The organism is Streptomyces sp. NBC_01591 (genome assembly GCF_035918155.1).
Taxonomy (GTDB): Bacteria; Actinomycetota; Actinomycetes; order Streptomycetales; family Streptomycetaceae; genus Streptomyces.
In genome coordinates, this window is sequence record NZ_CP109327.1 from 8506660 (window position 1) to 8519839 (window position 13180).

Annotated in this window: 10 protein-coding genes and 2 pseudogenes; 6 read left to right on the forward strand and 6 right to left on the reverse strand. The window is 68.2% G+C overall.

The features are described 5' to 3' along the window. Positions 1 to 1565: 1565 nt before the first annotated feature. From OG978_RS39305 to OG978_RS39320, 4 genes and pseudogenes are all read left to right on the forward strand, one after another. Positions 1566 to 2897 (forward strand): phosphoribosyltransferase family protein, encoded by a 1332-nt coding sequence (locus OG978_RS39305; protein WP_326769804.1) that lies wholly within the window; start codon positions 1566 to 1568, stop codon positions 2895 to 2897. A gap of 372 nt (positions 2898 to 3269) precedes the next feature. Next, positions 3270 to 3467, forward strand: a pseudogene (locus OG978_RS39310) (alpha/beta hydrolase); the annotation flags it as partial. A gap of 162 nt (positions 3468 to 3629) precedes the next feature. Continuing rightward, on the forward strand, positions 3630 to 3770 hold the full coding sequence (locus tag OG978_RS39315) for a hypothetical protein (protein WP_326769805.1): 141 nt from the start codon (positions 3630 to 3632) through the stop codon (positions 3768 to 3770). Positions 3771 to 4005: 235 nt separating this feature from the next. Further along, a complete protein-coding gene (locus OG978_RS39320; RefSeq protein WP_326769806.1) occupies positions 4006 to 5136 on the forward strand; it encodes a CapA family protein in 1131 nt (376 codons plus the stop codon). A gap of 182 nt (positions 5137 to 5318) precedes the next feature. Here OG978_RS39320 and OG978_RS39325 read toward each other — a convergent pair whose 3' ends face one another. The 5 genes and pseudogenes from OG978_RS39325 to OG978_RS39345 all read right to left on the reverse strand — a co-directional run. After that, complete coding sequence (locus OG978_RS39325; RefSeq protein WP_326769807.1) at positions 5319 to 5774, reverse strand: hypothetical protein; 456 nt, start codon at positions 5772 to 5774, stop codon at positions 5319 to 5321. A gap of 279 nt (positions 5775 to 6053) precedes the next feature. Continuing rightward, positions 6054 to 7742, reverse strand: a complete 1689-nt coding sequence (gene ltrA, locus OG978_RS39330) for a group II intron reverse transcriptase/maturase (RefSeq protein ID WP_326770293.1) — start codon at positions 7740 to 7742, stop codon at positions 6054 to 6056. Positions 7743 to 8157: 415 nt separating this feature from the next. Beyond that, positions 8158 to 8997 carry an IS21-like element helper ATPase IstB gene (istB, locus tag OG978_RS39335; RefSeq protein ID WP_326769808.1) on the reverse strand — a complete coding sequence of 280 codons (840 nt, stop codon included), beginning with the start codon at positions 8995 to 8997 and terminating at the stop codon, positions 8158 to 8160. After that, positions 8997 to 10262 carry an IS21 family transposase gene (gene istA, locus OG978_RS39340; RefSeq protein ID WP_326769809.1) on the reverse strand — a complete coding sequence of 422 codons (1266 nt, stop codon included), beginning with the start codon at positions 10260 to 10262 and terminating at the stop codon, positions 8997 to 8999. The genes istB and istA overlap by 1 nt, the downstream gene beginning before the upstream one ends. A gap of 483 nt (positions 10263 to 10745) precedes the next feature. Then, positions 10746 to 11146 (reverse strand): annotated as a pseudogene (locus OG978_RS39345) (transposase); the annotation flags it as partial. Between the two features lie 263 nt (positions 11147 to 11409). On the opposite strand from OG978_RS39345, the gene OG978_RS39350 reads away from it, so the two are divergent. Then, positions 11410 to 12012 carry a hypothetical protein gene (locus OG978_RS39350; RefSeq protein WP_326769810.1) on the forward strand — a complete coding sequence of 201 codons (603 nt, stop codon included), beginning with the start codon at positions 11410 to 11412 and terminating at the stop codon, positions 12010 to 12012. 535 nt (positions 12013 to 12547) lie between these two features. Here the strand turns inward: OG978_RS39350 and OG978_RS39355 are convergent. Next, positions 12548 to 12694 (reverse strand): hypothetical protein, encoded by a 147-nt coding sequence (locus OG978_RS39355; RefSeq protein WP_326769811.1) that lies wholly within the window; start codon positions 12692 to 12694, stop codon positions 12548 to 12550. A gap of 234 nt (positions 12695 to 12928) precedes the next feature. On the opposite strand from OG978_RS39355, the gene OG978_RS39360 reads away from it, so the two are divergent. Beyond that, the gene (locus OG978_RS39360; RefSeq protein WP_326769812.1) at positions 12929 to 13072 is read left to right on the forward strand and encodes a hypothetical protein; all 144 of its coding nucleotides are present in this window, start codon (positions 12929 to 12931) and stop codon (positions 13070 to 13072) included. The last annotated feature ends 108 nt before the right edge of the window (positions 13073 to 13180 follow it).

Here is a 13180-nt window from a genome sequence, read left to right on the forward strand (position 1 = left end):
CGGCCGTGGCGTCGGTGGGGTTCCAGCGGTGGCGGGGGACAGAGCTGAGCAGCAGGCGTGTGCAGGGTGGTGAGTCGCGTCGAGGATCTCGGCCGTAGAGGCGCAGGGCCTCCTCGACGCACCGGCCCACGCTCACCTGCGGAGCGAGGGACAGGTAGTGGGACCGTCAGCCGACGGGGCGCCTGAGGCATGTGGGGTGAGCTGGTCGAGAGCGGGACGGCGGCGTGAGGAACTGGGAGTTGCCGCGCAAAGCGCCCTCGGCTGTTCTCGGAGCGAAACACGGGTGCCTGACCGGCGAAAGGCCAAGTCAGGCACCCGTTCTCGTGTCCCTAGAAGAATCCGAGCTTCTTCGCCGAGTACGACACGAGAAGATTCTTCGTCTGCTGGTGGTACACCGTCTGCATGGCTCTGACCAGCGCAAATGCGCTGTGCGGAGGGATACGGGCAGACGTTGGCCCGGGTATGGTCCGGATCTTGGGAGGGGGGACCCGACCGGCGGTCTCAGTTGCTTTGCTGTTCCGAGGGCAGGGCTGTGAGAAGTGCCGTGACGGTGAGGGAGGTGATGGTGCCGCAGACGCGGACCACCGTCGCGGAACCGGGCGCCGAACACCGGGTCCTGGTCACTGATCACGGCAGGCTCGTCGTCATCGTCTCGCTCTCGGACGTCAGCCGCACGGCGACGTGGCTGATGAATACCGCCCTCGGCAGTGCGGCGGTCTGTGACCGTGCCCGGCATCGTCGGACGGGCCGCGGCAGGCAGAAGTCCGCCCAGATCCGGTCGCCCCGTTGCCGGACACCGGCGGGGTGTGAGGCGCGGTGGGCGGCCGCCGGTCGAAGGCGTGAACGCATTTCCGCCAGGCTTTTCTGCCGGACCGAGCTCCGTACGGTGCAGTCATCGTGTCCGACGTGTTCCCAGAGGTTTCTGCGCTGGTGGCCAAGCAACTGCGTTGCGGAGCCCGCTTCGTACAGCCCATCGGGCCGGCGGTCGAGAGCACGTCGTGCCTTCCTGCGCGCCGCTGGGGCTGGAGCGCTGGCGGGTGCATTCCCTCGCACTCTGTTCGTCTGCAAGGACGGCAAGGCTTCGCCTCCTAGCCCTGCGGACCGCAGCGGGCTGGCCGCATTCCGGCAGCCCTGCGACATGAGGAGAGGCACAGCCAGCACACCACGGGCGGGGTTGCGTTCACGCCGACGCCATTGTGACATCGGGAAGCGCGACGGCATGGCCACAGCGTGCCGTGCCGGCCGATGCCAGCTTTGTGTGGTTCGAGGAGCGTATTCGGCCCCACCGCTCACTTCAAACCCGTCAAGGCCGTCCGAGCTCGCCTGCCGGAGTGGCGTTCAGGCTTGCAACAGCTTGTGGAAGCCGACCACACGGCCCGACATCGTGATCGCCTCCTGATGCCCTGGAGCTGTACTCCGTCCTCACGCGGGTCGACCACTCCGTGTGAGGACAGGCGCGAACGCGCGTCTCGCAGCGGTGCGCATCCGTGCCCTGCGCGGGCGAGGATGGAAGTACGGGGGTACGCGTCAGCCACCGTGTTCCTCCGTGACAAGGAGGTCTGATCGTGTTCTTCATGGATCGTCGTGACGCCGGCCGTCAACTGGCCGCCCGGCTGGAGCATCTCAAGGGGGCTGCGGTGGTGGTGCTTGGCGTGCCCCGCGGAGGAGTTCCGGTCGCGGCAGAGGTCGCCGAGGCGCTGGGCGCGCCGCTGGATGTCTGCCTGGTGCGAAAGCTGGGCGTGCCCTTCCGCCCGGAGCTTGGAATGGGAGCGATCGGTGAGGGCGGGGTACGCATGATCAACGATGACGTGGTGCGCACGGCGCACATCACCCCGAGTGAGCTGGCTGAGGTCGAGGCCCGTGAGCGGAAGGTGCTGGAGAGCCGTGCCCAGCGGTGCCGGGGCGGGCGGGAACCGATCAGGCTGGAGGGCCGTACGGTGCTGGTGGTCGATGACGGGGTGGCCACGGGGTCCACGGCGCGCGCGGCTTGCCGGGTCGCCCGTGCCCGCGGGGCTGCACGGATCGTGCTCGCTGTCCCCGTGGCGCCTCACGACTGGACCGCACGGCTCGGCGGGGAGGCCGACGAACTCATATGTCTGCACGCCCCACGGAACTTCTTTGCGGTCGGAAAATTCTGCACAGTCGACTTCTCCCAGGTCGACGACGATGAGGTCGTCGCCTGTCTGGAAGAGGCGGCCGCCCGCCCGGTGAACACCGACCGGACTGAGTCGCGTCACGCCGTGCCCGAGGATCGGGAGGTGGACGTGCGGGCTGGTGCGGTGGTGCTGCGCGGGCAGTTGACGGTGCCCGAGGGCGCGAGCGGGGTCGTGGTGTTCGCGCACGGCAGTGGCAGCAGTCGGCACAGCCCGCGCAACCGGTTCGTGGCCGCCGGACTGAATCGGGCCCGGCTGGGCACCCTGCTGTTTGACCTGCTCACCGAGGAGGAAGAGATCGACCGGGCCAACGTGTTCGACACCGGATTGCTGGCCCGGCGCCTGGCGGACGCAACCGGCTGGTTGCTCGGAGAGCCAGAGGCCGAAGGGCTCGCTGTCGGGTACTTCGGCGCCAGCACCGGCGCGGCCGCCGCGTTGTGGGCAGCCGCCGAGCCGGGTGCGCGAATCGCCGCGGTCGTCTCGCGGGGCGGCAGGCCCGACCTGGCAGGGCCACGGCTGCCGACGGTGACGGCACCCACACTGCTGATCGTCGGGGGCCACGACCAGCTGGTGCTCGACCTCAATCGCGAGGCACAAGCTCGGCTGCGCTGCGAGAACCGGCTCGCGGTCGTCCCCGGCGCCACCCACCTCTTCGAGGAAGCCGGCGCCCTGGAGAAGGTCACCGATCTGGCCCGTGAATGGTTCACCGACCACATGACCCCGGTTCGCCATGCGGCGGCCTGAGGCTGAACGCGTGCTCCGGTATCAGGCGGGTGCTCATGTGCAGCGGCACGATCCCCTGCCCGTGCCGGAGCGCTCCGTATGCCGACCACGGTGATGAGCGCCATCGTCCGAACCGCAGAGGGCCAGTGGGGCACCGCGGGCCCCTTCCACGTCAGTGCCCGCCGACGTTCGGGCCCGCCCGGGGCCGCATCGGCCGGTGGGCCGACATGCGGATCGTACGTGAGGGAGGTTATGGTCAAGGCCATGGTCCGCCGCGTCAGGACAGGATCCCCTTCCGGTGAGTGATCGCGGACGCCGACTGCGGCTGCGCGGCCGGTCGCCGTGACCGGGCGCGTCGCTGACGGCGACATGGAAGCCGCAGCCGGTCACGAGGACGCGCTCCAGGAGCTTCCGGAGATCGGCACCGGCGGGCCGGTCGGCCACTTCGGCATCAGCATGGGCACCGCGATCAGAGTGCCGCTTGTGGCAATCGAACCCAGGATCACGGCTGCGGTCTTCGGTCTGCACTGGCCCGATGCCCTGGGCGAGAAGGCGAAGCAGATCACCATCCCGATCGAGTTCGACATGCAGTGAGACGACGAGCGCAGCGCCTGTTCAACCTCCCCGACGCGGGCTGACCGCGGCCGCCCGGTACGGTGTCCACCGGCCGGGCCTGATTCACCACCCGGTGATCAGCTTTTCACCCCAGCCCCCAGTACCCCCCGGATCAGCGCTCTCGCCCGGGGTACAGCTGTGTCGTCACCAGGCCCCTCGGCCCAGACCGAGCAGCTCGCCCGCGGCCTGGGCGTCACACCGGACGAGGTGACCGCCGCGTACGCGCTGGAGCTGCGGGCCGCAACCATCGACGAACTCAACCACGCCTTTCGCCTCTGAGGAGCGGCGTCGATGTCGACGCATTTCAGGGAGCTAGCTGCGGGCACAGGCCGAAACCGAGGGGCCCGCCATCGGGTGCTTCGGCGCCGGTACAGGAGCTGCCGCCGCCCTGTGGGCCGCCGCGGAGCCGGTTCACCAGCCACATGGCTCCTGCGCACCGCACACGCACAGCCGCATGGCGCCCCCGTCGCGCGGATCCTTCGCGCATCGCCCGCGACGGCTCTAGCGTGGGAGGGTGCACGACGGTGTGGTCACCCTGTTCCTCGGCGGGGACGTGATGCTCGGCCGGGGCGTCGATCAGATCCTCCCGCACCCCGGTGACCCGGCGCTGCGGGAGGCATACATCCGCGACGCCCGTGCCTACGTCGACCTGGCGGAGGCGGCGAGCGGGCCGATCCCCCGGCCGGTCGACTTCCGCTGGCCGTGGGGCGAGGCGCTGCTGGTCCTGGATGACGCCGCGCCGGACGTGCGGGTGGTCAATCTGGAGACAGCCGTCACCGGTGACGGGGACTTCGCGCCCGGCAAGAGCGTCCACTACCGGATGAGCCCGGCCAACCTGCCGTGCCTGGCCGCGGCCCGGCCGGACGTCTGCGCGCTGGCCAACAACCATGTGCTCGACTTCGGCCCGCGCGGCCTCCACGAGACGCTCGACGCGCTGGCGGATGCGGGGCTGCGGACGGCGGGGGCGGGCCGGGACGAGGTGCGGGCGAGACAGCCGGCGATCGTGCCCCTGGGCGCCGGCGGGCGGGTGCTGGTCTTCTCCTTCGGGATGCCGTCCAGCGGGATCCCGAAGGACTGGGCCGCCACTGGGCAGCGGGTCGGTGTCGACGTGTTCGCGGAGCCTTCGGTGGCTGCCGCGTCCGCGTTCGCCGACCGTCTTCGGCAGGTCAGGCGGCCGGGGGACATCGCGGTCGCCTCGGTCCACTGGGGCCCCAACTGGGGCTACGAGGTCTCCCGCTCCGAGGTCCGCTTCGCCCATGTGCTCCTAGATGCAGGCGTGGACGTCGTGCACGGACATTCCTCGCACCACCCGCGCCCGCTGGAGGTGTACAGGGACAGGTTCATCCTGTACGGCTGCGGCGACCTCGTCGACGACTATGAGGGCATCGGCGGCTACGAGAGCTACCGGGACGACCTGCGGGTGCTGTACCTGGTCTCGGTGGAGGCGGACACCGGCCGACTGGTTGACGCGCGGATGGTGCCCCTGCAGGCACGCAGGATGCGGCTGGAACACGCCTCGCCCGAGGACACCGAGTGGCTGCGCGCCGTCCTCGACAGGCACAGCCGGGAGTTCGGCACCCGCGTCGACGGCGGGCCCGACGGCACGCTCACGCTGCGGCCCCTGCGCGACGGGCAGCACACATGATGTGGACCTCAGGCGAGACCACTCAGCACGTGTGCGACGCATGCGACGGTCGAGTGGTGGTCCAGCGGGCGGAGAAGCTGAAGCGACAACACTTCGCTCGAAGAGCCGCGACGAAGCAGGTCTGCCCGGACCGGCCTTGGGTACGGCCTGGTCCCGGGTGCGCCGCAGCATGTCCCGTGGGCTCAGTCCTGCTGCTCCAACGCGTCGGCGAAGGCGCGGAGGGCATCGGCCAGCTCTTTCTTGGTGGGCAGCTCATCCACCTTCTTCTCCAGACTGTCGATGCGTTCCGCCAGGTCGTCCAGGCTTGCCGGAGCCGTGGGATGCGATGTGGGTCCGTCTGTAGGAGATGGGGACTCGGAGCCACCCGAGCCTCCCGCATCCGTACCACCGGAGCTGCCACTGTCGGTGCCACCTGAACCACTGACGGAGCCACTGTCCCCAGCGCCGGTGTCCGCGCCGCCTGCGAGACCGCCGCTTCCCGTATCGGACGCCTCTGCGGACACAGGAGTCGGGCCGGACGCTCCACTGTCCTGGTCGGCTACTGCAATCGCCCCGCCCACACCCAGCACCACTGCGGCTGCCGCGCCGACCAGCGCCACCGTCATCCGTCGCGCCTGGATCTTCCTCGTATGTGTCATGCGACGGACACTAACCGCTGATCGCCGCGGAGGGATTCCTTCCGATGATTCGGTGCCGCATGGGCTCCTCGCGCAGGGTGGGAACCTGTTTCGCCCCTACGAGAGCTGACGAGGTGGAGCGGTCAAGGCGTAGAGCTCCCGGTCCACCAGCGCTCCGCCTGAGCTGGTGGCGTAGGCGGCGAACAGTCGGGTAGCGGGGACGCATTGCTGCGTCCCCGCCCCCTCAGAACCGGCCGTGCGGGCTTTCCCCGCAGCTCGGCTCAAGCAAGCCCCGAGGGCTCACAGACGTGCAGTGTTGCAGGAGGCATGGACAAGACGGAGTTGCACTCCGTCCGACGTGTCGATCCCGCGGTAGGCGATCTTCCTGGTGGTGATCGCCTGGCGGGTGCCCCGCAGCCATCGCTCCCACTCGGTGGGGCTGGACGGCGGGGCGTCGGCGTGCAGCAACGGGCCCCCGCAGATCAGACATTGCCCGTTCTGCGCCTGGAGCAGGCGTAGAGTGGCGCGGTTGATCGGCGGTGGTGCGCTGGTGCGGCGCCGTTCGGCCCAGTAGGAAGCCAGGGCTGGGTCGTCCGGAGACGCCGAGCCGTGGACCATCTGGTGTCGGACGATCTTCGTCCAGGCGAATTTCAGCAGGTAGGCGCCGCTGTCGCGGTCGCCGAATACCCACTGGTCCTGCCGGGACTTGTTGAACTTGCCGTAGTACCGGGCGGTGACCCAGTGCCGGGGCTTGTTCGGGTGAGCGCGGGTCGCCCACTTGTAGGTGAGCTTCCACATGTAGTCGTCCAGCGCGGTGAAGACCTCGCTGGCGACCACACTCCGGTAATAGGCCGACCACCCCCGGATAATCGGGTTGAGCCGTTGCAGCACCGCCGCGACATTGGCCCCACGCAGGGACCGCACCTCGGTGCGCAGCCTGTTCCGGATCCGTCTGACGGCTTCACAGCTCGGCTTGATCAGCAGCTTGCCGTGATAGCGGCGGATGGTGAAGCCGAGGAAGTCACAGCCCTCTTCGAGGTGGACGACGCGCGTCTTGTCCTCGTTGAAGACCAGTCCTCTCGGCCTCAGCCACTCGGCAAGCCGGGCCTTGACCTGTTCGGCCTGTTCCCGTGAATGGCACAGGGCGACAAGATCGTCGGCGTATCTCACCAGCAGCGGGGAGCCCGGCATGGTGTCACCGGCCCGGCGGCCGGTCTGCCGGTACCGGACTCCCGCAGCCGTCTCCATCCCGTGCAGAGCGATGTTCAAGAGCACTGGACTGATCACGCCACCCTGCGGAGTTCCCTCCTCGGTGAGCGTGAACCGGCCCTCTTCGACCACACCCGCCCTCAGCCACTGCCCGATCTCTTCCCGCGCGGGGAATGTGCCAAGCTGCTGGAGAAGGCGGTCATGATCGATTCGGTCGAACGCCGTTGCCAGGTCCGCGTCCAGTACCCACCGGCGGCGGGCTTTGCTGCCCTTCGCCGTCCAGTAGATCGCCGCGATCGCGTCCTGACAGCCGCGGCCGGGCCGGAAGCCGTACGACTTCGGCTCGAACCGCGCTTCCCACTCCGGCTCCAGTGCCTGGGAGACCCGGGCTTGTTCCACCCGGTCCAGGATCACGGGAATGCCGAGAGGGCGTCTCTTGCCGCCTGGCTTGGGGATGTATACCCGCTTGACGGGCCTGGCTCGGCCCGGGCTCATCCGGTGCTGGACCCAGTGGGCCAGCTCCGCCTTGCCCGGGGCGGTCAGGACAACCCGACCATCGATCCCGGCCGTCTTGCGTCCTGCGTTGATCTCCGTGACCCGTCGCACGCTGACCAGCGTGTTGGCCCGAGAGCGGAGCATCAATTTCTGCAAGTTGCGGACCTTCTTGAGGTCCCCTGCCTGCGATGCCGTGAAGATTCTCTGCCTCAATCGCCGTACTGACTCTTCCTGGGCCTGCCAGTCGATGGCATCCCAGTCGAGAGGGTCCTCCGGTCCGTTCACCGGGTCGGTGCTGATCGCGGCCGAGTCGGCAGCGCGTATGACCGTCACGGTGTCCAACTTGTCCTTCGGTTCCGGTTCCTGTTCGGTGGAGTTCTTCACAGGCTCACCCGGCCCACGTCAGCACCCTTTCGGGTTCGGGCATCTACCCGTATCCGGCCAGTTATGTGGGACTCGGCGGAGGTGCCTATGTTCTGTCCCGGTTTCCTGCTGCCTTTCGGCTACCGGCGTTGGCTTCTTGGGCCGTCCTGCGCCCGCTGGGGAGTTGAGCCTTCCTTGCGGTTGGCTGACCAGACCGGTTGGTCTGGACCCCAACGGGGTTGTCGCGTTCCGCACGTGTGAGATTGTCGGCGGCGGCTGAACTTGGACCCACTCTGGCCGGTTGAAATCTGACCCAGGTGTCTTCGGTTTGGTTGGTTCAGTCGTTGTCGGTGGTGGCGCTGGGGACCCGTCCCAGTTCACGTCCTCGCATGCGGAACGAGTCGCCCTTGAGGGAGTGGACCTCGGCGTGGTGGACGAGGCGGTCGATCATGGCGGCGGCCACGGTCTCGTCTCCGAAGACTTCTCCCCAGCGTCCGAAGGGTTTGTTGCTGGTGACGATCACGGACGCGCGTTCGTATCTGTTCGAGATCAGCTGGAAGAACAGGTTCGCGGCTTCGGCTTCGAAGGGGATGTAGCCGACCTCGTCCACCACGATCAGCGGGTAGCGGCTGAGCTTGGTGAGCTCGGCCTGGAGGCGGCCGGTGTGGTGGGCGGCGGCCAGGCGGTCGACCCATTCGGCGGCGGTGGCGAACGCGACGCGGTGTCCGGCCTGGCAGGCGCGGACCGCGAGCCCGATCGCCAGGTGTGTCTTCCCGGTGCCCGGCGGTCCCAGGAAAACGGCGTTCTCTTTCCCGGCGATGAAGTCCAACGTTCCCAGATGTGCGAGCTGTTGGCGCGTCATCCCGCGCAGGTGGGTGACGTCCAGCTCCTCGATGGTCTTGATCGCGGGGAAGCGGGCGGACCGCACCCGTGCTTCACCGCCGTGGGACTCACGGGCGGACACTTCGCGCTGCAGGCAGGCGACGAGGTACTCGGCATGGGTCCAGGACTCCTTGTGGGCCCGCTCGGCGAGACGGTCAGCGGCATCCAGCAAGGCCGGAGCCTTCATTGCCCGCGCGAGGAAGGCGAGGTCCGCTGCGGTCTGGGAGCCGGTCCTGCGGCCGGTGGCCGATGTGGTGGCGGTGGCGTCGTCGAGGATGGTGGTGGTGCGGGGCATCAGCCGGCCTCCCTGCCCTTGCCGCCTTCGATGACCGTGAACAGCCGGTCATAGGTGCCCAGTTCGCGTTGCTCGACCTCGATAAGCGTGCCTGGGTCGGTCTGGGCTGTTCGGGCGGCTTTGGCGCGGGCGGCCTGCTGGTGGTGCACCTCACCTCGCATCACCTTGCCCGCGGCAGCGTGGTCGGGGTCGGTGATGGTCTGGTGGCGGGCCCAGCAGCGCGGGTGCTGGGCGACGATCTCGCCGCTGGGGGCGAGGACGGTGATCTCGTCGTTGTCACACAGCACGGTGACGGTGCGTCCGATCGCGGCGGGGTGCACGGAGTAGTCGCACGTGTCGACGCGGACGTAGTGGTCGCGGCCGATCCGTGTCTGCAGCCGCCACCAGGCGGGCGGGTCGACGGGCGGCAGGGCGAGCATTCCGGCCCGGTCGGCCTCCCACCGCTCGACGGGGCGGGTCTGCAGAGTGCGGTGGACACGCCGGTTGGCGATGGTCAGCCAGGCGGTCAGCTGGGTGTTGAAGTCGCCGGGGCCACTGAAGGTGCGGCCGGGGAGGAAACTCGTCTCCAGATAGCCGTTGGCCCGCTCGACCAGCCCTTTCGCTTCTGGATCACGGGGCCGGCACAGATGGATCTTCGTGGCGAGCAGGCCCGCGAACGCGGCGAACTCGGCGGTGAGCTTCCCGCGACCGACCCCGGATTCGTTGTCCCAGACGAGCGTCTTGGGCACCGCGCCCCAGGCCGAGAGCAGCCGCCAGTGCCCATCGATCAGATCGCCGGTCGTGCGCGAGGGCAGCATCCGCGCGGCGATCACCCGGGAGTAACCGGACACCATCACCAGCACCGGCGGCCGTCCGCTCTGGCCGTAGCCGAGCGGGATGTCCGCCTCGGGAAACCACAGGTCGCACTGGGCCAGCTCGCCGGGCCGATACGTCGTGCGCGAGACCGGATCGACTGGCACATAGGCAGGCCGCAGGTCCCGCACCCGGTCCTTGAGGACCGTCATCCCGCGTTCCCACCCGATCCGCTCGGCAATCACGGTGGCCGGCATCGTCGGAGTCTCCCGCAAAAGCTCACGGATCTGGACCTCGACCGCGTCCACGACCGACCCCTGAGACGGGCGCTCGTACTTCGGCGGCCGGTCCGTGGCCAGGGCACGCTTGACCGTGTTCTTCGAGATGCCCAGATGCCGCGCGATTGCCCGGATCGGCATCTGCTCAGCCCGGTGCAGCCTACGGATCTCTGCCCAGTCCTCCACGAGGATCACCCTCTCCCTCCTGACCTTCCATCAAGATCAGGTTCAGGCGAAGATCACCAAGTGGGTCACTTTTGATCCGCCGTCAGAGGGTCAGAATTCAAGCGACGCCGAGAGAGATGCGACCGGGGTGGGCGCCCTCATTACCCCGGGACGGTGGTGTCCTCCCGGCCGACTCGGTGTCTTCGACCGGCACCTGCCGCTTCTCAGCGGCCAGTCCTGCACCCCGCTGTTGCTTCCCATCTGCGAGGCTTGCCATCACGGAGCATCGTTGAGGATTCAGTGAGCTTCACCCGTCCGGTCTTCCCCTTGCCTGTGACACCCGGATGGAACGGGCGTCCTTGGGCTTCTTCCCCGAGCTTCGCACCCCGCCGTTACCAGCGACGCACGTCGGGAAGGGGACAGGCCTTGGACACTGGCCCGGGTTACGTACTCGGCGTCATGCCGACCTCCTCCCTGCGTAACCACTCACAGCGTGCGACCTCGCGTCGCACCACCGAACTGGCAGTTCTCCGTGCGGCCGGCGGTGCCGGAGCATTGCCGTTGAACCCCGGCGGAGACGGTGCCCTTCTTCAGGAAGCCGGTGTCGTCCACGATCAGCACGCCATCCGGCTGACCGAGCCGCTCGGCTATGTAGTCCTGCGGTCGTCGCGGATCTCATCCGGGTCCCACTGGCACCACGACAGCAGCCGCCGCAGTCCGTACCGGGTGTCGTGGCCCGCGTGCTCGGCTATCTGCCAGCTGTTCTTGCAGCCCACCGGGCCCAGCAAGCCGCGCACGTAATCCCGCATCCGCCGCCGCGGCTCGACCCGGCCGAACCGCTCTCCCACCCGTAGCAGCAACGAGTCCAACTCGGCATCCCATAGACCGACTTCGATATCGCTCTCCGTCTCCATGACTGGTTCAACGCGCCCCGATCGGGTGAGTCACGAACCACCACCGCTCTGACGGCGTGTCAGTTCGATCGGCTAAAAGAGCCCTGGCCAGGGTCGTCGGGCGGAGTGTAGTGGGCTGATGGCGGGTCAGGGGTGGCCCTGCCGGAGCGCCCCTCCAGCGAGTGGAGCAGCCTGCCGTGAGAACCCGGCGTGGACCGATGCGCTTGATTGATGACCGGTTGGTCCCCTGAACCGGCAGGGGGTGGTCGTGCAAGATTCACAGGGTGATCTACGTTGCCGAGGGGCCCAGCGCTGCAGGAAAGAGCCGCTACGTCAGCTCACTTCAGCTTCCGAAGGTAGTTCGCGAACTTGCCGGGCATCTTCGACCGGATGATGCGGCATCTCTTGAAGAGACGAGCCGCTTCTGGGTGCGCCGGAACGAAGAGAGGTGGGCAGAGGCCGTCCATGACGAGAGCGCGCAAGGTATCGCGGTCTGCGATACCGATCCCCTGAAGCTGCACTACGCATGGACCCTTGCGCGCGCAGGTCTGGATGCCACGGCTGACGCGTTCACCTGCCAGCTGACGCTCGTCCGCGACTCTCTGCAACGCAAGGCACTCGGCATCGCAGACCTGGTCGCCTGTGCCGTCCCGTCCGAGTTGGTCCTTCGCACCCACCGGGCTGGTGACGTCACCCGCACACGCCGAAACTTCGAGGCGCATGTCCGTCTGGCTGCTCCCTTGAAGGAGTGGTACGAAGCCCTGAACGACGTGGATCCAGGACGCGTCGTGTGGAAGTGGCCCGAGGAACCGCTGTCGGGCAAGGGGCGCAAACGCTATGACTTGGACCTCTTCGACGCCTGGATGGACCGACTTCCCGCTGCCTGACGAGCAATGAATCGAATATGCCATTGGCATACTCCGTTCGCTGGAATTAGCTGTGGAGCGCCCGCGTGCGTAGCATCGGCAGCGTCGTCGTGAGACGCAGGGACGGGGCCGTCCCTGAAGGAACGGCCCCCGTGGAGCGGTCGCCGGGCTAAAACGGGAGCCGACTGAGTAGTCGAGCAGCAACTCGACTGCACTCAGGTAGAAGCTCCACGCGGCGTAGTCCGGCGCATCGTCCCACTTCGTGATCTGCCTCCTCGACAAGGCCGGGAGAGGCACTTTCTCCCTCCGGCCAGCTGGTCCGGAGGGACCCCACGAAGAGGGACACCGCGCGAACGCACTTTAAGGGCCGGAGCGCAGACGCCGACCCTCATGACATGTAGCGATCGCTTGCGCCCCTTGTTTGATCGCGCAGCCAGCAGCCGCGAGGGCCGGAACCAGGAAGGACCCGCAGGGCCGTGCCCCGGTCCCGGTGACGACGAACTCCTCGCCGCTCCAGCGCACGACAAGCGCCCGTACTCCGGCCGGACCGAAGCGTTCATGCAGCGCGCGAACGAAGGCGGGCGCGGTTCTGGACGCAGCGCACAGTGCCCTCCAGCGTCGTCGGCCGGCCTTGCGCCTCGCGCAGGACGACATCGGCGAGCGCGTTGGGCCCGCTGTCGACCTGCTCTCCGTTGTTCCCCACCCTCGGTTGTTCCTCTGCGTTCGGGGGTTGTGGCCTCATGGCCGGGTCCGGGTGCTCGTCTCGGCAGTGCGCTGACCCCTGTCGCGCTGACAGTGAAGGATTCCAGCATGCTGCTTCTCGCCAGTCAGAACGACCCCGCTGCGGGCGGTGTGTTCCTGTTGATCTGGGGACTGTGGTGATCTCCGTGGGGGAGCCTTTGCCACGAAAGGAGCTGCCGGGGTCCACACCCTCATCGTGAACGGCATGGAGCGAAACCCGCGAGAGCAGGCCAAAGCCCGTGCCGTGCCCGAGGGCTTCCTGCGTTTCGTCGGCGGGTTCCTGGCCATCTGCGGGATGGTGGCGGTGCCTGTCTCCTTGGTGATGATGACTCGCGGCTGAGCCGGTTCACGACGTCGGCCCAGCCCGCACCACGAGCAGGACCTCACTGCCGCTGGCCTCGGGTGACCCCCTGTATCGGTAGGGAGCCGATTTCCGGTCGTGGCGTGA

Bases quoted from the DNA above. Each gene is read 5' to 3' on its own strand.
- OG978_RS39325 (WP_326769807.1), bottom strand. From the start codon at position 5,774: ATGACACATACGAGGAAGATCCAGGCGCGACGGATGACGGTGGCGCTG.
- istB (WP_326769808.1), bottom strand. From the start codon at position 8,997: ATGCCCCGCACCACCACCATCCTCGACGACGCCACCGCCACCACATCG.